At 62.9% G+C, this 18744-nt stretch carries 17 protein-coding genes and 1 pseudogene; 12 read left to right on the forward strand and 6 right to left on the reverse strand.

Going from position 1 to position 18744, the window contains the following annotated elements:
- Positions 1 to 2: 2 nt before the first annotated feature.
- Positions 3 to 899, reverse strand: coding sequence for an alpha/beta fold hydrolase (locus QQ25_RS16735; protein WP_039379656.1), 897 nt, complete (start codon positions 897 to 899; stop codon positions 3 to 5).
- 67 nt (positions 900 to 966) lie between these two features.
- Here QQ25_RS16735 and QQ25_RS16740 point away from each other — a divergent pair, with 67 nt between their 5' ends.
- The 3 genes and pseudogenes from QQ25_RS16740 to QQ25_RS16750 form a co-directional block, all read left to right on the forward strand.
- Entirely contained in the window at positions 967 to 2742 is a 1776-nt protein-coding gene (locus tag QQ25_RS16740) for an N-acyl-D-amino-acid deacylase family protein (protein WP_039379658.1), read from the forward strand.
- The gene (locus QQ25_RS16745; protein ID WP_039379659.1) at positions 2735 to 3649 is read left to right on the forward strand and encodes an alpha/beta hydrolase; all 915 of its coding nucleotides are present in this window, start codon (positions 2735 to 2737) and stop codon (positions 3647 to 3649) included. Before QQ25_RS16740 ends, QQ25_RS16745 begins: the two co-directional genes overlap by 8 nt.
- Before the next feature lie 85 nt (positions 3650 to 3734).
- Positions 3735 to 3956 (forward strand): annotated as a pseudogene (locus QQ25_RS16750) (YybH family protein); the annotation flags it as partial.
- A 601-nt stretch (positions 3957 to 4557) separates the two neighbouring features.
- On the opposite strand, the gene QQ25_RS16760 reads toward QQ25_RS16750, so the two are convergent.
- Entirely contained in the window at positions 4558 to 5067 is a 510-nt protein-coding gene (locus tag QQ25_RS16760; RefSeq protein WP_039379661.1) for a MarR family winged helix-turn-helix transcriptional regulator, read from the reverse strand.
- A gap of 242 nt (positions 5068 to 5309) precedes the next feature.
- On the opposite strand from QQ25_RS16760, the gene QQ25_RS16765 reads away from it, so the two are divergent.
- On the forward strand, positions 5310 to 6248 hold the full coding sequence (locus QQ25_RS16765; protein WP_039379662.1) for an NAD(P)/FAD-dependent oxidoreductase: 939 nt from the start codon (positions 5310 to 5312) through the stop codon (positions 6246 to 6248).
- A 73-nt stretch (positions 6249 to 6321) separates the two neighbouring features.
- Positions 6322 to 7554, forward strand: a complete 1233-nt coding sequence (locus tag QQ25_RS30205) for an ISL3 family transposase (protein WP_234711920.1) — start codon at positions 6322 to 6324, stop codon at positions 7552 to 7554.
- A gap of 202 nt (positions 7555 to 7756) precedes the next feature.
- On the opposite strand, the gene QQ25_RS30840 is transcribed toward QQ25_RS30205, so the two are convergent.
- Positions 7757 to 8767 (reverse strand): TetR/AcrR family transcriptional regulator, encoded by a 1011-nt coding sequence (locus QQ25_RS30840; RefSeq protein WP_082017585.1) that lies wholly within the window; start codon positions 8765 to 8767, stop codon positions 7757 to 7759.
- On the opposite strand from QQ25_RS30840, the gene QQ25_RS16780 reads away from it, so the two are divergent.
- Positions 8733 to 9584, forward strand: a complete 852-nt coding sequence (locus tag QQ25_RS16780; RefSeq protein ID WP_052235854.1) for a phytanoyl-CoA dioxygenase family protein — start codon at positions 8733 to 8735, stop codon at positions 9582 to 9584. The two genes, QQ25_RS30840 and QQ25_RS16780, sit on opposite strands and share 35 nt — an antisense overlap.
- A 97-nt stretch (positions 9585 to 9681) precedes the next feature.
- On the opposite strand, the gene QQ25_RS16785 is transcribed toward QQ25_RS16780, so the two are convergent.
- Positions 9682 to 10674, reverse strand: coding sequence for a DUF2332 domain-containing protein (locus tag QQ25_RS16785; protein WP_039379665.1), 993 nt, complete (start codon positions 10672 to 10674; stop codon positions 9682 to 9684).
- Positions 10675 to 10886: 212 nt separating this feature from the next.
- On the reverse strand, positions 10887 to 11249 hold the full coding sequence (locus QQ25_RS16790; protein ID WP_039379667.1) for a VOC family protein: 363 nt from the start codon (positions 11247 to 11249) through the stop codon (positions 10887 to 10889).
- A 473-nt stretch (positions 11250 to 11722) separates the two neighbouring features.
- Here QQ25_RS16790 and QQ25_RS16795 point away from each other — a divergent pair, with 473 nt between their 5' ends.
- Both QQ25_RS16795 and QQ25_RS16800 read left to right on the forward strand, forming a co-directional pair.
- Entirely contained in the window at positions 11723 to 12322 is a 600-nt protein-coding gene (locus tag QQ25_RS16795; protein WP_039379668.1) for an HAD-IA family hydrolase, read from the forward strand.
- 337 nt (positions 12323 to 12659) lie between these two features.
- The gene (locus tag QQ25_RS16800) at positions 12660 to 13208 is read left to right on the forward strand and encodes a DUF1062 domain-containing protein (RefSeq protein ID WP_039379670.1); all 549 of its coding nucleotides are present in this window, start codon (positions 12660 to 12662) and stop codon (positions 13206 to 13208) included.
- 219 nt (positions 13209 to 13427) lie between these two features.
- Here QQ25_RS16800 and QQ25_RS30215 read toward each other — a convergent pair whose 3' ends face one another.
- A complete protein-coding gene (locus tag QQ25_RS30215; RefSeq protein WP_162627803.1) occupies positions 13428 to 14264 on the reverse strand; it encodes a phosphotransferase in 837 nt (278 codons plus the stop codon).
- A gap of 732 nt (positions 14265 to 14996) precedes the next feature.
- Between QQ25_RS30215 and QQ25_RS29775 the strand changes: the two genes are divergently transcribed.
- The 4 genes from QQ25_RS29775 to QQ25_RS16825 all read left to right on the forward strand — a co-directional run bounded on the left by QQ25_RS29775 (position 14997) and on the right by QQ25_RS16825 (position 18431).
- The gene (locus QQ25_RS29775; protein WP_052235855.1) at positions 14997 to 16151 is read left to right on the forward strand and encodes an alpha/beta hydrolase family protein; all 1155 of its coding nucleotides are present in this window, start codon (positions 14997 to 14999) and stop codon (positions 16149 to 16151) included.
- Positions 16138 to 16773, forward strand: a complete 636-nt coding sequence (locus QQ25_RS16815; RefSeq protein WP_082017547.1) for a TetR/AcrR family transcriptional regulator — start codon at positions 16138 to 16140, stop codon at positions 16771 to 16773. Before QQ25_RS29775 ends, QQ25_RS16815 begins: the two co-directional genes overlap by 14 nt.
- Positions 16770 to 17138 (forward strand): hypothetical protein, encoded by a 369-nt coding sequence (locus QQ25_RS16820; protein ID WP_039379674.1) that lies wholly within the window; start codon positions 16770 to 16772, stop codon positions 17136 to 17138. The genes QQ25_RS16815 and QQ25_RS16820 overlap by 4 nt, the downstream gene beginning before the upstream one ends.
- A gap of 273 nt (positions 17139 to 17411) precedes the next feature.
- Positions 17412 to 18431, forward strand: a complete 1020-nt coding sequence (locus QQ25_RS16825) for an LLM class flavin-dependent oxidoreductase (RefSeq protein WP_082017549.1) — start codon at positions 17412 to 17414, stop codon at positions 18429 to 18431.
- Positions 18432 to 18744: the final 313 nt, after the last annotated feature.

Below are 18744 nucleotides of genomic sequence, written 5' to 3' on the forward strand. Positions count from 1 at the left end.
GGTCAGTTCACCTTCAGGTACTCGGCGATCGCGTTGAACACCGCGTCTGGCTGATCGATTTGCAGGAAGTGTCCGGCATCGGGAATCCGGACCACTCTGCTGCCCGGCGGCAGCGCGTCCAGTGTGCCGTCCAGATAGCCGATCTGCATGGCCCCGTCCTGTTGTCCGTGCAGAACCAGCATCGGGGTCCGCGGCACCTTGCGCCAGAAACGCTGCAGACCCGCATAGTGCGGTGCCACACCCGCGAAGCGAGCCGCTGCCCGGTAGTAGCCGATCGCCGCCTTCCGGTGCGCCACTGTCGGCAGGGCCGCGAGCGTTCTGTGCACATCGTCGCCGACCTGTGCTCCACGTGGCGACCAGTCCTTCCATAGCCGGGGAATGATCGGCGCCAACATCCGCTCCGGCAGCCACGGGAATTGGAAGAACAGCACGTACCAGCTGTTGCGCAATTGCTTTGCGCTCATCCGGATTTTGCGTCCCACACCAGGGCCTGTCTGGATCGATGCCACCGGCGGCAGCGCCAATGACACATAGGAGCCAAACGGTGCTCCGGCGTACGCGGCAAGCGCATTGGTGGTCCATGCTCCCCAGTCATGGCCGATCAGGACGGCGTCATCGCCGCCGCCTAGGTGAGTGTGCAGATCGATGAGGTCGGTCATCAAGGCGCCGATGTGGTAGTCGCCGTCGGGAGCGGGACCGGTCGGTGCGTAGCCACGAGTGAAAGGCGCGACGACGCGAAACCCCTTGTCTACCAGCATGGGTGCGATGAATCGCCAGGTGTGCGCGCTATCGGGGAAACCGTGTACGCACAGTGCCAGCCTTCCGTCCTGTGGGCCCCAGGTCAACGCGGACATCCGCACCCGCGGGAGTTGAAGTTCGATCAGATCGGGGTCAGCCATTCCATGACCATACAATAATCAGTATATGTATTGTGAATAGGCGACCCGACAGTAGGAGTGGACTCCAATGAGTTTCGACGTGGTGATTAAGAACGGCCGCTATTTCGACGGCACCGGTGGGCCGTCCAGTATCTGCGATGTCGGCATCCGAGACGGACGCGTCGCCGCAGTCGGCGTGCACGGCATGGTCGGCATCGAGGAGTTCGACGCGGCGGGTCAGTGGGTCATCCCGGGCCTGATCGATATCCACACTCACTACGATGTGGAAGTACTCAACGGTGCAGGTCTATCTGAGTCGCTGCGACACGGAGTCACCACCGTCATGGTGGGATCGTGCTCCATCTCCACCGTGCATGTCGGGGGCATTGACGCGGGAGATCTGTTCGGCAGAGTCGAGGCGATCCCGCGAGACTACGTCATCGCCGCGATCGACCGGCACAAGACCTGGTCCAATGCAGAGGAGTACATCCAGGCCCTCGAAAAACGCCCGTTGGGACCCAACGTGGCGGCGTTCATCGGTCACTCGGATATGCGCACCGCCATCATGGGGTTGGAGCGCGCCACCACCTTGGAGGATCGGCCCACAAAAGCTGAGCAAGCCCGAATGGAGCAGTGGCTTACAGAGGCCCTTGACGCCGGCTTCGTCGGATTGTCGTCGCAGCAACTGCTTTTCGATCGACTCGACGGCGATGTGTGCCGCTCGCGCACATTGCCGTCGACCTATGTCAAGCGACGCGAGATGCGACGTCTGACCCGGTTGGTGCGCAAGCGCGGGCGGGTACTGCAAAGCGGTCCTGATATCCAGCACCCATTGCGCGTCGCGGCGCAACTCGCACGCTCGATCGGTGGACTGCGTCGACCTCTGAAGATCAGTTTTCTGGCCGCCGCCGATGCCAAGTCCAACCCGATCGGCTACAAGATCCTGACCGGTGCGGCTCGACTGATCAACGCCTTGGGCGGTGACTTCCGCTGGCAACACCTGCCGGTCCCGTTCGAGGTATACGGGGACGGGATCGATCTGGTGATCTTCGAAGAACTGGGTTCCGGCTCTGCAGCGCTGCATATTCGCGATGAGATCGAACGAAACGCACTCATGCGTAACGAGGGCTACCGTCGCCAGTTCCGCAAGGAGTACGACGACAAATTCGCTATCGGCGCTTGGCACCGCGACTTCTTCGATGCCGATATCGTCTCGTGCCCGGACCGCACCGTCGTCGGCAAAACGTTCGGTCAACTGGGACTGGCGCGCGGCGTCCACCCGGTCGACGCGTTCCTTGATCTCGTCCTAGAACACGGCCGAAACCTGCGCTGGCGCACTGTCATATCCAACCATCGCCCGAAGATTCTCAAGCAACTGGCAGTCAATTCCGGTGTACAGGTCGGCTTCTCCGATGCCGGCGCGCACCTGCGCAATATGGCGTTCTACAACAGCGGGCTGTGCCTGCTGCGGCATGTGCACCAGAGCATCGAGGCCGGTGCGCCGTTCATGTCTGTCGAACATGCGGTTCATCGGCTGACTGGGGAACTGGCACAATGGTATTCACTTGATGCTGGACATCTGCGGGTCGGGGACCGCGCGGATATCGCGGTGATCAACCCTGCCTACCTTGACGAATCCCTTGACACCTACGCCGAGGAACCCGTCGAGCAGTACGGTGGCCTATCCCGGATGGTCAACCGCAATGACGACACCGTCACCGCAGTACTCGTCGGCGGCCGAACGGTGTTCCGCAAGGGTGTGCCAACCTCCCTTGTCGACCGGGTACGAACAGGCCGATTTCTCAGGGCTGGGCGCAAGCTCAACGCACCGCCGGTGCCGGCAACGGCCTCCGCCGATGCGTAGCATGGGCTACGCGCTTGTCGACCCAGAACTTCGTAGGGCGGCGCGAGTACTTCCCAAAGGGTATGCGCTACAACATGGGTTAAGCGTTCCACGGGCGCTGATGAAGCTGGCGGCCCGCGCAGGTCGGATACCCAGCGTGGCCGTTGAGCATGTCAACCCGTACGTCACCGTCCGGGTCCACCGCCCCGCCAGCGTAAGTGATGCCGCGCCAGCGATGTTGTGGATCCATGGTGGCGGCACTGTCATGGGCAGCGCTTCTCAAGAGGACCGGTTCTGCCGAAAGCTCGTCAACTTCACCGATGTCGCGGTGGTGGCGGTCGATCATCGGCTTGCGCCCGAGAACCCGTATCCGACCCCGGTCGAAGACTGTAACGAAGCATTGCGCTGGCTGATACGCCAGCCCTGGGTAGATCCATCTCGGGTCGCGGTCGGGGGCGCAAGTGCAGGCGGTGGCCTCGCTGCCGCCGTGGCGCAGCTCGCCCACGACCGGGGCGAGATCCCCCTCGCCCTGCAGATGTTGGTGTATCCGATGCTTGATGATCGGACTGGCCCGGATTCCGGCCACCGAAATCGGGTGATGTGGTCGCCGCGCGACAACGAGCTCGCATGGGAGTGGTACCTCGGCGGCGCCGACCGGAACGCGGCGGTGCCGGCACGACGCGTCGATGTTTCAGGGTTGGCGCCTGCTTGGATCGGAGTCGGCACACTCGACCTCTTCCACGACGAATGCCGCACCTACGCTGGCCGACTCCGCCAAGAAGGTATTCCCGTGCACGAAGAGATCGCTCCCGGAGCTTTCCACGCGTTCGATCTGATAGCTCCGAATGCGTCTGTTTCACAGCGCTTCTTCGCCAGTCAGTGCCGCGCGCTCAGAGCCGCACTCATCGGCGACGACGCGCACGTCTAGAAGGGGGGATTTGACTACGCCGCAGAACACTGGGTGTTTCTCATCCCAAATGTCCACTTGAGGTCCAACTGGCGCCAGGCGCGCGCCGGTGCGGGGCCAGGAGCAGCTGCGGGCCGGTTTCGAGGCCTTTGCCGCGGTGAAACCCGGTTTCCGCTACGGCGACGGGCACGAGGTCATGATCGCCGGCGACATCGCCGTGCATATCGCGCCGTGGACGATGAGCGGCACCGCTCCCCACGGCGCGCCGATCGCCCAGAGCGGCCTGTCGGTGGCGACCCTGCGTCGCCGCGGCGGGCGCATCGCTTGAGGCTGGCCCACTCCAGTGAGTTGCGGCTCTCGGTACGCAGGGCTGCGGCCAATCCCGAGATGGTCGGCCGGGCCGTCAGATTCGCCGCGCGCAGGCAAGGAGGACCGACGTCGCCGGTTGCGCCCCAGGCCGCCGCGATCGGGGCTGACCGAGCTACCGCTAATCGGGCGTGCCGCACCTGGGTTTCGTTCGTCTTGTCGCCGAGCGGCTGGGTGACTCCTTCACACGATCCGCAGCCGGTGCGCTGATGGGGGCAACCGCGTGTTGTCTTCGGCGCGGCGGTAGCCAGCGATGTGGGCGACCTCGGCTTGCACGTTCTCGATCATTTGCGTCGGGGAATGTCGGCGTCGCCGGCATTCGTGATGGCCGGCGGTGCGGTGCAGGGCTTGGCGGTGATCGTTGCGATCGCGATGGCGCTGAGGGGTCATCGCCGGGCGCCCGAGGTAGCGATCTTCACCGGGGTCGGCAGCGCACTGGTCTTCACATACGCGCACCTTCTGCCAGATTTCTGGCCTCGCTTTCAAGACAGCTTCCTAAGCGGTCCGCGCATCAATGTCACCTGGTTTTCCGGCTCTTCGATCTTGACCGGGCATGCGAGGAGTTACTTGCCCTCGGACGGGTTGAGTTGAGATTCCAGAGTCTCGGCGAGATGAGTCAACGCATTCAGCACCTTGTTCCAGTCCTTCCCCAGCCCCGCCAGCAGTCTTGCGTGTGCCTCGAGTTCGCGGGGGAACACGTCATCGACGGCGCTCATTCCTGCATCCGACAGTGCAATCAGCGCTGACCGTCGGTCAGCGGGATTAGTTGTGCGACTGATCATTCCCTTGCGCTCTAAATTGGTCAGGGTCTTGCTCACCCCTGCCCTCGACATGCCGAGGAGCTCGGCGAGACGGATGGCTGTGACCGCTTCGTCTGCGTAGCGCAGCGGAACGAGGAGCTCCACTTCCGCGGCGGTAAGCACGGCTTCGGCGTAGACCGGTTCGACGGCGGCATCGAGCAGTGAGGAGATGTGTTTGATCTGGGCCACGATCTCCATCGGGGAGGTGTTCAGCGCGGGGTTGCGCTCAGTCCATAGCGTGATCGTCTGTGCTCGAAGCGAAGGATCGGACATCCCGCCCCCTTTGTTAACTGGTGAACAAATCTGTTAGGTTGCGAGCCTACCCACGGTTCCTGGCGGTGACCGCGATGGCCTCGTGTAGTTCTCTGACGCGTGCCGGGTGGGATGTGCTGCGCCCGTTGGAGTGCGTGGCCGTCAACGCTGTCCGGAAAACCGTGAGCGTCAACGTTTATCGGCCTAGCGGCCCTGACTGAAGCGCGTCTACGGGGCCCTGGGAATTTTGGAGGGGAGTTGTAGTGGAAGACGATGTCGTGGTGATCGGTGGCGGAGCGGCGGGGCTGAGTGCCGCGACGGTGCTGGCGCGTGCCCGCCGCAGGGTGACGGTGGTCGATGCCGGCGAGCCTCGGAACGCCCCGGCCCAGCACGTGCACGGTTTCTTGTCTCGTGACGGCATCGCTCCGGCGCAGATGCTTTCAATCGGCAGGGACGAGCTACTCGGGTACGGCGGGCAGGTTGTGCAGGCTCGGGCGACGGGGATCGAGCAACTCGGAGACCGAGGGTTCGTCGTGCGATGCGACGGCGCCGGCGATCTCACAGCGCGTGGCGTTGTCGTCGCGACAGGGCTGCGCGACGAGTTGCCCGAGATCCCCGGCCTGCGGGAACAATGGGGCGTCGACGTTTTGCACTGCCCGTACTGTCACGGATACGAGGTGCGGGACATGCCACTCGCGGTGCTCGGTGGCAACAACCGGCCATTCACGCTGCATCAGGCGTCGCTGGTGCGGCAGTGGTCCTCGGATGTGATCTTTTTCCCGAACCGGATAGTTCTGACCGTCGAGGAACGTACTCGGCTGACCGCCCGAGGGATCCGTATCGTCGAAGGCGAGGTTGCCGGCCTGGTGGTGAAGGATTACCAGTTGAGCGGTGTCGAGTTTGTCGACGGCCAGATTGTGCCGAGGTCGGTCGCGTTTGTCGGTCCGCGGTTCGTACCCTACGACGAGCTGCTGACCTGCTTGGGTTGTGAAGCTGGCGAGGGCGGGTGGGTGAGCACCGATCCCACGGGCCACACGAGTGTGACCGGGGTGTGGGCGGTGGGCAACGTCGTTGATTCGCCGGCTCAGTTGATCAACGCCGCAGGTGCAGGCACGAAAGCTGCGATTGCGCTCAACCACTTCCTCCTCGAGCAGGACGTTCAGCAAGCCGTCGCAGCGACTCCAGCGATCACAGGTGACTGAGCAGGCAACCCTGCTATTCGGGATGCCCGGCGTCCGGGTTGTCGGCGTCAATCATGAGGCGGACGGGGCTCGGGTGCTTGAGCTAGTGACCGATGAGGAGACCGCGGCGGCATGTCCGTCCTGCGGGGTGTTATCGACATCGGTCAAGGAGCGAGTCACCACCAGGCCCAAAGGCATCCCCTACGGGGAGAATCGGATCCTGCTGCGATGGAACAAAATCCGGTGGCGGTGCCTGGAGGACTACTGCGAACGGGGTTCATTCACCGAGTCCATCGGGCAGATTCCGGCCAGGTCCCGCACCACCCTGCGGCTACGCACCCAGATAGGCGCCGCGATCGGCGACGCCGCCCGATCGGTCGTCGAGGTGGCCACCGCACATGGGGTGTCCTGGCCGACAGCTCACCGCGCGTTCGTCGAGCATGCGCAGCAACTACTCGCCGAGCCCGAGCCCGTCCGGGTACTCGGCATCGACGAGACCCGGCGCGGCAAACCCCGCTGGGAGCGATGCGAGAAGACCTGCACTTGGGTGCGGATCGATCCGTGGGACACCGGGTTCGTCGATCTCTCCGGCCGGCAGGGTCTGCTGGGGCAACGGGAAGGGCGCACCACTGCCGCCGTGATCGGCTGGCTTACGGAACGCACACCCGAGTTCCGAGAGTCGATCGAGTATGTGGCCATCGACCCGGCGGCCGTCTACGCGGCCGCTGTCCATACCGAGGGCCTGCTGCCAAATGCGACGCTGGTGGTCGACCACTTCCACCTGGTTCAGTTGGCAAACCAGGCGGTGACGAAGGTCCGCCGCCGAGTGACGTGGGAACTGCGGGACCGTCGCGGCCGCAGGGTCGATCCGGAGTGGGCGAACCGCCGTCGATTGCTCACAGGGCGGGAGCGACTGTCGGACAACAGGTTCGCACGAATGTGGAATGCGATTGTCGACGAGGACCCGAGTGGGCAGATCCTGTCCGCTTACATCGCGAAGGAGGAACTCCGCACTTTACTGGCGACCGTCCGTGTCGGCGGCGATGGGCACCTGACCCGGCACCGTTTGTACCGGTTCCTGGCCTGGTGCGTGGATTCCAACATCCCGGAACTTCTCGCCCTCGCTAAGACCGTCGACGTGTGGTGGCCGAAGATCAACGCGTTCGTAACGACCGGGATCACGAACGCCCGCACCGAGGGCTACAACCGGCTCGTGAAGACGGTCAAGCGGACCGCCTGCGGATTCAGGAACAGGGAGAACTCGGTACGACGGATACGATTCCACTGCACCCGCAAACAGCGGGCCGCAACCCGGACTTGCAGATGATTGCCCGGTCAAGATCGAAGAGCCGGTTTTCCTGGGTGACGGCACTGTCTGAGATTGGCACCGGACTTCTGTTTGCCTGGGCCGGATGCCGCGCGAAAGCCAATACCCGCGAAGTTGCCGAGCAGGATCGCGGGTAATCCGCCTGACTGTCACGTAGGTCGGGTGACGACCTAGATTCCGATGACTCGCGCATGGCGCACACTCATCTTTGGCCGCGGTTTTGGGATGGTGGCGGCTTCGCGTCTGCGTTGCCGTTATCGGGCGATGAGGGCGATAGTTGAGCGTCTAATCTGTCGAAGTAGCCTTCGTATGCGCCGACGATATCGACCTCGACTGGATCTAGGTGCCACTGGATACCGATACCTTCCATAAAGGCCAGTACCTCGGCAGCGACGAGACCCGGGTTGGCGTCGGCTCGGATTGTGCCGTCGCGCTGACCGCATTCAACGATGTCCGCCAACCCTTTTCTGAAGGTCTGGTAACGAACCATGCGGTCTTCGCGGGCGGGATAGTCCGGGTCGAAAGCTTCAACGGCCATTACCACGCCGAGCCGGTCAAGGTTGGCCAGCCCGGGATCTGAGGCAACCACGCTCGCCCACGAACGCAGTGACCTCAGTTGCTCCATCCCGGTCGAGGGCTCTTCGGACAAGATTGCCGAGGCGCTCAGGACGTCGCTGATCGCGCCCACCTCGCGCAGCAAGTCTTCTTTGGTGCTGAAGTGATGGATGATCGCTGCTTTGCTCACGCCTATCTGCTTGGCGATCGCGTCCAAGGTCGTACCTCGGGTTCCACCGGTGGCGAAGAGTTCGACCGCAGCGCGTAAGAGCTCATCGCGCCGCGACGGTCGACCGCCGTAGCGTCCCCGCGCCTTCCGCGAGCGGTCGCCGCCTGATCCGGAGTGATTCCCGCCAGGCGTAGTCACGTCGGAGTTGTCGTTTATCACCGGTGGGTTGGGCGGAGGGGAACTGGCCATTCGGCCTCTAACAGTATCGGAGCCGGGCTGCGCGAGTGGGCGTTCGCCCGACGCTTTCGGCGTGACGAGGCTTGACAGATCTAACATACCAATTGGTAAGTTAGTCTCGTCCTGGGCGGATGCAGTTCCGGCGGCGGTTCGCCATCTGGCAGAGAGGAAGACCATGGTTGCTGTCCATGTCCCACCGTCGACGTCCGCTGACGAAGTGGCCGAGGTGCTTGGCTCCGACGGCGTGTGCATCGTCGATGAGCTTGCTGATGAGGATCTGATGGACCGCGTCGAGGCTGAGCTTCGGCCGTATATCGATGCTTCGCCTAGCGGCGTCGACCCGGGCGGCGACTTCCAGCCCCGACGCACCGGCTCGTTGATCGAACGATCGCCGGCGGTCCGCAAGCTGATCTCTGACTCGCTCGTCCTCGGAGCCGTGCAACGTGTGCTCGACAAGACCACCCGCTTCCAGCTGCATCTGACGGAGGTGATCACTGTCGAGCCCGGGAGTCCCGGGCAGTTCATCCATCGTGATCAGTGGGCGTTCGAGTGCCCATTTCCTCGGGGATACGAGGTCATGTGCAACACGATGTGGGCCCTGACCCCGTTCACGGGGGCGAACGGTGCAACCCGGCTGATCCCAGCCAGCAACCACTTCGAGGATGGCCGCCTGTTCGAGGAGACCGACACTGAGCCCGCGGAGATGGCACGTGGGTCTGTGCTGATCTACACCGGCTCGCTGTACCACGGCGGAGGCGCGAACCGCACCGAAACGCCTCGCAGCGGCATCAACATCACCTACTCCAGCGCTTGGCTGCGCCAAGAGGAGAACCAGTACCTCTCCGTCCCGCTCGACCTAGCGCGCACGCTCGACAACGACTTCCTCCGACTCATCGGCTACGACCGAGCTGGCTTCGGACTGGGCACCTGGGGCGACCGCCTCGATCCCTTGACCTTCGTCAAGCCAGACGAGGGCTCGACGGGCATCATGTCCGAGACCCAGAACGAAGCAAGCCGGGCCGGCAACCCCAAGCTGCTACTCCAGCCGGTTCCCCGCGCAGACACGTAGCGGATGGCCGATTTTCAGTCTGCTTTGGGGCGCGTATCCCGATCCGGACGGCGACGTGTCTTGGTCGGCCCGCCTGGGTTCGGCGTACCGGCAGTAGCTAGGCCGTGAGTGGTGGCGAGGTGAGGATGGCTATGTTGCCGCCGTGCCCGGACGACGTGGCTACGGGCTTGCCATCTAGGGCTGCGATGAAAAGGTCGTTGGGACCGAAGGATTCGGGGAGCCCAGCGATTAAGGGGATCACGCCGCGGCCTTCGAAGCTGATCCAGCGGGCACCGCTGTGGGCGATCATCCTGGCAGCCTGACGGCGTTCCTTCAACGAAAGGTAGGCCAGGGTGGCCGAGTGCTGGATGACAGGGGTTACCCCGGCGGGCACCTCTGCCAGGAGCTCGGCCAAGCCGTCGCGCAGATCGCCACGATCGATGCGGGTACCCACGCTCGCTGCGAGTTTCAGGGCCGCTGAGAGTCGATCGCGTCGATCGTCGTGCTCAGGCCAGACAAGTGTCCTCAACCAGGCGGCGGTATCTGGGTCCGACGCATCCAGCGGGTTAAGGTCGAGTCCGGCACGCCACACGATCTCGGGGCAGCGGAGATTCTGCGGCAGGGTTCCTGCAGTGATGTTGCAGCCGATGACGACAGGGGACGGGCCGGTGGATGGGTGCACGACGGTGCCGTCGGAATAGGTATAGCTGTAGCGGTCGGGAATTAGGCACAGTCCAGCGGCGGCGCCGACTTCGATCAACGCGATGGGGCCCGGGATCTCATGCATGAGTGGGAGCAAGACTGCGCATCGTGCGGGCTCGTTGGTTTGGGTGGAACGCCCCATGATCGTGGCGCGCAACCGATCCCAGTCACCCAAAACGCCTTCGCGCAAAGACTCCGCGTCGCCGGGCCTGGCCCCGTGCCAGCGCAGACAGGCGAACACCAGATTCGGTTGCCGCTTGGCCTCCGGAAGCGTGGCCAGCCGAGCGAGCACCGCCGAGTCCTCGGCGACCGTGCATGCCCACGACTCCAAGCTAGGTGAGCTGCCCCGGGCCTGCTGATCGGCGAACCGGACATACAGCTCCGCGACCCTATTACCCACATCCACCATCCCAGAACGCTCCTCTTGTCACAGAGCTTGCCATGCGGTCTCCCGCGCAACACCGTCACCAAAGCCTTCAAGGTGGTTCAACTCTTTAGGTCGGCAACTCGTTGGCACACCCGCACACTCGAATTACACAAGGATTCACGCAACTTGGCTGCGTGTGAAGCGCTTCCAAGTGCCAAAGGCTATGCACGCGCTCGCCTGGAAGGTGGCGGGCTCTACATCATGGTTGTGATGCAGAAGGGATGACCGGCCGGATCGATGAGTACGCGCCATTGGTCTGGCCGCGGTTGGGTTTCAGCTTTGGTGGCCCCAAGGGCCACGATGCGTGCCTCTTCGGCATCAAGGTCTGTGACTGCAAGATCGAGGTGGAGCTGTTTAGGCACCGCGCCCTCTGGCCACGTAGGGGCCGGGTGGTCAGCGACCCGCTCGAAAGTCAGAAAGACTTCTGCTCCTTTGAGAACGACCAGTTCGTCCGTGGATAGCGCCACCGACAGGTCAAGGACGTCTTTGTAGAAGTTTGCGAGCGCGATCGGATCGTGGCAATCGAGGGCGATTGCTCCCAGACGAGCGTTTTCCATAAGAGTCCCTTCGTTGGTTGGGCTTTGGCCCCAGGCCGAAGAGGCCGCCCTCGCGCACCGCAGACACTTGGTTAACTCAAGGTCCAAGTCCCATTTGACGGAAGTTCCGGCCAATAGCGGCGTTTCGCGTTGGGCGCATTGTCAATTCGGTCGGTATCGGTGGTGACTTCTGCGGGCCGAAGGACGCCATCTGTGATCATGGTGAGCATATCCGGTACTGCCGCGCGGACGGAGGGCATACCCATGTGTAGACCCCGGTCCGGTCTCACCTTTACAGCCATGGCATCTCTCCACCTCCTTCCTACTCCATTGCATAGTTGCGCGGGGAGGGGAGATCGCTGCCACCGTTCGCGGCAGCCGGTGGGGGCGTCGAACGCCCCGACCGCTTCCTGGTTCTCCCATAACGTGACCCCGAGCGGGTGAAGACGTCATCGGTGCGCCGACGCTGGTGCACACGGCGATAGTGTCGGTCCGTGATTTGCGCGGCGGTGTTTGACTTGGATGGCGTCATCCGACACTTCGGGGTGGACGATGTCGTTGATATCGAGCGGCGCCATCATCTGGACGAAGGCGCGCTTCAGGAGGTGGCGTTCTCGCAACCACTCCTATCCAAAGTTACGACGGGACAGATGACCCGAGACGAGTGGGTGCATCAGATCGGAGAGCAGATCGGCAACGCGACTGCCGCAGCGGAATGGTCGCGCCTCACTCCGTCCATCGATACAGACATACTCAGGCTGGTTGACGAGCTGCGCAGCATCGGTTTGATCACAGCGATTTTGACGAATGGTACGAACACAATCGCCGCCGAGCTCGCCGATTCCGGGATTGACGCTCATTTCGACGAGGTCTTCAACTCTGCCGACATCGGTCACGCGAAACCCGACAGTCGAGTGTTTAGGCACGTCCTGGATGCATTGGGCCGCGAGCCGACGGAGGTGTTCTTCACTGACGACGCTGCATCCAAACTCGAGGGCGCACAATCCGTGGGTTTGGTCACCCACTTGTTTTCAGGGGTTGCGGAGCTGCGGTCCGCCTTAACTGAAGCCGGTGTCAAGCTCCAGGCCCGATAACGTAGGTCTGGCAGGTCTTCGATAAAACATCGCACCGATCGACATCAACTCTGGGGCAGCCACCCGAACATTTCGTCGGGCCTCAACCAACTTGAATGTCAACCGCGGTGACAGCCGTCAACAACGTCTCGCCCACTCACTCAGCCGTTAGCGCTCGAAAACCGGTGGTGCAGAGCCGCTGAGCGCCACTACCATGCTGCCGAAGCAACTCGTCCAGCCGGAGATTATGCCGTTGTACACCGTGTGAGACCTCCCAAGCGCTGATCAATCGCGCGCCGCACATGCGTGCGCCGCGCGTCTTTTGGCGCGGACTTCTCGCTGAAACAGGTGTATTTCTGTGCTCAAAAACTGGGCGGTCGTGCCCACCTGCCTGCCCCTCGTTGACCGTCGTTGCCAGGCCTGCACGTCTCAGCGCTTCCAGGCAAGCGGCAAATTTCGCGTCAACGCAAACCACAAGCTCATCGACGCATGGCTCCTCATGCTCTGTGCCGTGTGCGGCAAGACTGCGAAACTGTCGGTCTTGGAACGGGTGAGCGTGCGATCCGTGCAACCCGAGCTGCTAGACAGGCTGCACCACAACGACATTGACTTGGCCGTTGAGCTCCTCCAGGATCCGGTCCTGCAACGCCGCAACCGCATTGCACTCGACTGGGACAACGCCTGGCGCCTCGACACCGACGGATCGCATCACCTCGACCGCGACGTGATCGATGTGGCCGTGCGCTTTGCGGCGCGTATCCCGATCCGGCCGGCGAGATTGATTGCTGAAGGTTTCGGTATTTCGCGAACCGAGGCCGAGAAGCTAATAGCCGAAGGCAAGGTCGTTTCAGCACAACGGCTCAGCGGCAAGCTTTCCGGTGATTTCGGCTTCACACTCAAGCGCTGAGCACTAGCGACTCCGCTGCCAAGAAGTCGATCCCGACCGACCTGTTAATGCTCCGCTTCGGCCATTCGCAAGTCGCGAGATCACCACAGCCGGAAGAACCACCTGCGTAACCCTCCATAGTGTTCACCCCTGCGTCGACCGTGCAAGTTTGCCTCAGCTGGGGACTATCAACGCCAAGCGCGGCGTGGTCGAGTGCGATCGGTTGAATCGCTGTTCATATTAGGTATTTGGGATCCGGTCTCGCAGTAGTACGGCCTTGGCAGCTTGCGCGTAAGCCCCGGGCCGCAGTACTTGCGCCCAGAGCGCGCTGTGGACGCTTCGGAGTTGACGGCACAACTCGAAGGTTGTCCAGGAGGGTTGTGAATCTACAACGACGGGCTCCTCAACTAATGCCGCGTAGTCCCAGTCAGTCGGTCCTACCCAGGCATCTTCGAAGTCCGTCCATAGTGTTCCGTGTGTGGTGGCCAAAATGTTGCCCGGGTGCGTGTCTCCGTGTAGTGGCTGGCTGATCACGTTCGCCAGCGACTGATCGAACCACGCGATGGTATTGGCGAGCTGCGTTCGTTCTGGTTCGGTCCAGGTCAATCGCTCGCTGCCATGGCGAAGGTCTGCGAGCGGGCCGAAATCGGTGAGGTCACCGTGGAATGTCAGCAGCGCCTTGTGCATGGCCGCGATGCTTTCGGTGAGTTCAGCGGGGTGTGGCTGGATGTCGATGAGATGGTGGTGTTGCCAGAACGTGCAGTACCCGTGGGTGATTCGGTGTGGTCCGTGGGCAATTTCGGGGCTGGGTTGCACGACCGGGAGTCCATGACTGCGGAGATGCAGCGCTATCTCTAACTCAGCTCGAAGATGACGCTCCGGATTGGGCCGAATGACACGACTCAGCCGCGGTACCCGAGCGACAACCGGGGTCGGGAAAAGCCATAACAGTAGATTGGAACGATCTCGCAGGATACGTGGTTGAGTGCAGCGCAACCCATGCGTCGCCGCGACCGCGACCACATCATCAATGATCGCTTCAACTACGGATGAATGGGCCATACGTCTTGCTTGCACGAAGTCAAGGGTACGACCCCGGATCGCTTGTGATTCACGCGTTGCGATCAGCGAGTCATGGTGAATGCTAGGCGTTTTGGTGTTGTTTCGCCAGTGTCGTGGCGCCATGTTTGGCGACGATGACGGCCCGCAGCTCGTCTGGGTGTAGATCCAGGCGCGGGAGACGCTGGCGTGTTGGGCGCCACGCCCTGTCATCGGAGCGGAGTCGTGGTCGAGGATTCGGCGCACGACAAGACCAGAGGCCCCCGGCTATTGGGGCAGTACCTAGGAGTCTGACGCGGCGGTGAAGTCCGGCCTTGTTGGCGCAGCAACAGGGAGGTCACGGGCAGCATCCGGACGTAACGCGTCGAGTATCAGACGTAGGTAGCGCCGCCACAGGTCAGGGCGTACCCCTGCGACCGGGGCGGCGACGCTGGAGGGGGCGCCCAGCAGCAGGACGATGTCGCGTCCGGTGATATCCCGTCGTATCCCACCGGCCTGCCTGGCGCGCGGTCAGTTGCTCGGCGATGTCGGAAGACCCCTCGTGAAAAGTTTTTACGGACTTTCGATTACGGGGCCACCCCGGTAGCGCTCGCTGGACAGTAGGGGGTGTCGGGCCGAGGCGTTGCCTCACCCGCCGTCGGTGATGAGCGCACGACTCCCGAGCCGGCGGACTCGGTCAGCTTGGGTGCCGCCTGCTACATTTAGATATGAGACGATCTCGTCTCATATTGTGAGCGGAATGGACCTGCTATGACTCGAGACAACATCTATTTCACCGATCCCTTCATGGACTTGGCGTTCCTGCACACGCTCGCCCTACACGGATTCGGCGGTGCCGAACTAGGGGAGTGCTACCAGGCTGCGGCTCAGATCGCAGACGGCGACCCAGAAAGCTGGCGCAATGCCTGGGAAGCGCTGGCCCGGCGGACGGAAGCCACAGCGGTGCTCGCAGAGCAACGCGGAAACACGATTACCGCCCGCAAGGCGTACCTTCGGGCCGTCACCTATGACCGCAACGCGGTGGTTGCTGTTCGACCCACCGATCCGCGATACCGCGAAGGGCTGCTGCGCTGCCGCGAATTATTCGGTCGGTTCGGTGAGCTGAGTGATGTACCGATCGAGCGTATTGAGATCCCGTACCAGGGAACATATTTACCGGGATATCTCCTGCGGCCGTCTGACGACGGTGTACCCCGGCCGACCATCGTGATCGGCGACAACGTGAGTGAGGAGCTCTATTACTGGGTCGGACCGCCGGCGATGGAGCGCGGCTACAACGCACTCCTAGTGGATCTGCCCGGAATCGGTCTGAACCACCTCGACGGTGTCAACTTCCGGCCCGACACTGAAGTACCCGTCGCCGCGGTGATCGACTACCTGCAATCTCGCACCGAGGTGGACGCCTCCCGGATCGCCGTCTACGGCGGAGGGGAACCTGGCGGCTACATCATGACTCGCGCAGCCAGCCGTGAACCGCGTATCGCAGCATGTGTGGTCGATCCGCTGGTCTACGACCTCTCTCCAACCATCGCCCATTTTGAGGACGCTGTCCTGTCAACGACACGTTCCCCGGGCGCGCCCGCGACTCTGGGAGCGATCCTGGCCGAGAGCGGCCAGGCGTTGATCGCGGTGGGCATGGGTGACCCTAGCGTGATCGAGCAGATGACGTGCGAACCCAGCCAGATCGCCTGCCCCCTATTGTGTCTCAGCGACCCCAGAGATTCGGAAGTCCTGGTCGCGCAGGCACGCCACGCAACCAGCGCAGCCACACATCCGGCGAACGCCACCCGGATGTTCACCGTCGAGGAAGGCACGCGCGGATACCGTCAACTCGACAACTTCGCGTTGAAACACGCAGCCATGTTCGATTGGCTGGACACAGTTTTCGAGAATGTCGATGGATAGCGACGCACGGCAGCGCCCCGAGCGGCGCCGACCCGGCCGACCACCATCGGAAGGGGTCGACGCAGCAATCGAAAACGCCGCCCTCGAAGTCGTCACCGATGTCGGATTCGACGCCGCCACGCTGGATGTCATCGCCGAGCGGTCGGGGATCGGCCGAGCCACCATCTACCGCCGCTACCGCAGCAAAGACAACCTGCTTGCCGCGGCCCTTGAACGGGCCATCGGAACCGTCGAACCGCCCGATACTGGCGACACCCGCGGCGACTTCGCGATGCTGCTGGGCCAATTGCCGCCCGAAGGCCCCAACCCGGCCCGGTTGCTCGCCGCAGTCGCAATGAGTACGTCACGAGACGAACTGCTGGAAACCCTTCACCGAACGCGCGTGATCCCTCGGCGCGAGGCGCTGCGCAGCGTCCTAGAGAAAGGCATGACGCGCAACGAAGTTCGCGCCGACCTCGATGTGGATCTGTTCATTGATCTCGCTGTCGGAGCGCTCACCTGGTACCTGCTGGCCAAACCGACGACCAAACTGACACCGCAACTGATCGCCAAAATCGTCGACATGCTCTGGAACAGCGCAGCGCCCGCTGGGCGCGATACACAGAACCGAGAACTAGCATGAACCACACGACGATTGCGGCGGTACTCGATGACCTGTTCGGTCACCCGCGCGCCCCGCTCGACGAGATCCTGGACAAGCATTACAGCCCGGATTTTCGTCAACGCACCAACGGGACGTGGGTCGACCGGGAGAGATTTGCTAACCACCACGCCATGCTGCGTGAGCAGGTCGCTCACGCCGACGTGGCAGTCGCCGACGAACTCGTCGATGGCAACGCATACGCCGAGCGACACACCGTCTCTGTCACCACCCGCGACGGCAACGAAATATGCACCGAAGTCTACCTTTTCGGCCAGTTCGCAGACGACGGCCGATTCCGGTGGATCGAAGAAGTGGTCATGCCGCTGCCGACGCGATCAACCTAGCCACGATGCTTACGAGCGGAAACTTCTGCCTCGGGTGGGAGGTGGGCGGGGCGATACGCGAAGTTTCGGTGAGGTCGATCGTACTGGGCCGGTGGGGATATCACGCGCCCCGCACGGCCGCCTTCGAGGGCGAGCCCCGCGTGGGGGTGCGTCGTGTCATTCTGGCGATGCACGCTGTCCTTTGCCTCTCCAGGAGTGGTTCATTCGGTGCTGTGCAGGGGTCGGTGTGAGTGGGGTGGAGCCAGATGGTGGACGACGGAAGGGATTCGGTCAATGACCGCTGATGAGGCCACCTTCGGGGTGCTGCTGAACTTTGGTGCAAGCCAGGGGGACTCGGTTGAGCAGGTGTTCGACTTCGGGGCCGTCCAGGCTCACACTGCCGAGCAGTTGGGGTTCGATGATCTGTGGGTTACCGAGCATCACTTCATTCGGTTCGGGATCAATCCGAGCGCGTTGACCGCAGCGGCGTTCCTGCTGGGCCGCACGCGGCATGTGCGGGTCGGGACGTCGGTCGTGCTGTCGCCGTTGAGCCATCCGGTCGAACTCGCCGAACGCGCCGCTCTGCTCGATCAACTCAGCCACGGCAGATTCGAACTGGGTCTGGGCCGCGGCGGTTACCGGCGCGATTTCGAGGTGCTGGGTGTGGACTTCGCCCGGTGGGATGAGGAGCCCTGTGCAAGTGCGCAACGCATCCTGGAGCTGTGGCGATCGGGTGAGCAGAACCCCGGCACGGGCGAATCCCTGACTTTGCAGCCGCCGGTGCGGACAAAGCCGCACCCCAACCTGTTGATGGCCACCGCCAGCGCAGCCGGGATCGCATTCGCCGCGCAGTGCGGGCTACCGCTACAGCACTACTTCGCCACCCCGGCCGAGCAACGGATGCAGCTGCAAGACCGGTACCGCGAGCTATCGGACGGGACCGCGGCTGCGCCAAAACATCTACACACTCTCATCGTTATCGTCGACAGCGCGGACGGGCGTCGCGAGCAGCTGGCGGGCGCACTCAAATGCTCCTTCCGTGACGGAGATCATCCCCATGTTCCGCAGGCCATGAACCGCCACCACGGCCCTGATGGGCAGCCAGGCAGCCCTGCAGAGATGGCCGACATCGTCGCCGGAAACGCCATCATCGGCGGGCCCGCCCAGGTCGTCGACGAGTTGGGGCGCTTCATACAGACCACCGGCGCACAACGAATTGCTGTGTACCCCGAGGCGATCGGCGACCACAAGCTCGCCATCGCCACCCTGGAAGCGCTCGCAGCCGACGTGTTGCCTCAGCTACGCCGCCAGTGACGAGCACATAGAAGTCCAACCGCAGAACGGGACCACGGCCTGCTGCCGGATAGTCGTCTACGAGTCGATGGTGAATCGATGCTGAAATCGCAACCCACGTAACCGAATGCACCGTGAAATACAGACAACAATTGTCCATGTGTTGTTTGACAATGAATTTGGGTCCACACGTCCGACCCTGGCGCGCTCGTCGTGGGCATCTTGTCGTTGATACCGAATGGCTTACTGCAAGGACGTTAACCATTGCGCCACAACAGATTAAGAGGCTAACGTGGGTCGTGACGATCCGCGATGAGGCGGCGTAGGGGCTCGG

It is taken from the genome of Mycolicibacterium setense (genome assembly GCF_000805385.1).
GTDB lineage: Bacteria > Actinomycetota > Actinomycetes > Mycobacteriales > Mycobacteriaceae > Mycobacterium > Mycobacterium setense.

What these genes read in the sequence shown, in the direction of transcription:
- QQ25_RS16785 (WP_039379665.1), bottom strand. Translation starts at nt 10,674, where the DNA reads ATGGTGGATGTGGGTAATAGGGTCGCGGAGCTGTATGTCCGGTTCGCC.
- QQ25_RS16735 (WP_039379656.1), bottom strand. Translation starts at nt 899, where the DNA reads ATGGCTGACCCCGATCTGATCGAACTTCAACTCCCGCGGGTGCGGATG.
- QQ25_RS16745 (WP_039379659.1), top strand. Translation starts at nt 2,735, where the DNA reads ATGCGTAGCATGGGCTACGCGCTTGTCGACCCAGAACTTCGTAGGGCG.
- QQ25_RS16815 (WP_082017547.1), top strand. Translation starts at nt 16,138, where the DNA reads ATGTCGATGGATAGCGACGCACGGCAGCGCCCCGAGCGGCGCCGACCC.
- QQ25_RS29775 (WP_052235855.1), top strand. Translation starts at nt 14,997, where the DNA reads ATGACTCGAGACAACATCTATTTCACCGATCCCTTCATGGACTTGGCG.
- QQ25_RS16820 (WP_039379674.1), top strand. Translation starts at nt 16,770, where the DNA reads ATGAACCACACGACGATTGCGGCGGTACTCGATGACCTGTTCGGTCAC.
- QQ25_RS16740 (WP_039379658.1), top strand. Translation starts at nt 967, where the DNA reads ATGAGTTTCGACGTGGTGATTAAGAACGGCCGCTATTTCGACGGCACC.
- QQ25_RS16760 (WP_039379661.1), bottom strand. Translation starts at nt 5,067, where the DNA reads ATGTCCGATCCTTCGCTTCGAGCACAGACGATCACGCTATGGACTGAG.
- QQ25_RS30840 (WP_082017585.1), bottom strand. Translation starts at nt 8,767, where the DNA reads ATGCACACGCCGTCGGAGCCAAGCACCTCGGCCACTTCGTCAGCGGAC.
- QQ25_RS16790 (WP_039379667.1), bottom strand. Translation starts at nt 11,249, where the DNA reads ATGGAAAACGCTCGTCTGGGAGCAATCGCCCTCGATTGCCACGATCCG.
- QQ25_RS16825 (WP_082017549.1), top strand. Translation starts at nt 17,412, where the DNA reads ATGACCGCTGATGAGGCCACCTTCGGGGTGCTGCTGAACTTTGGTGCA.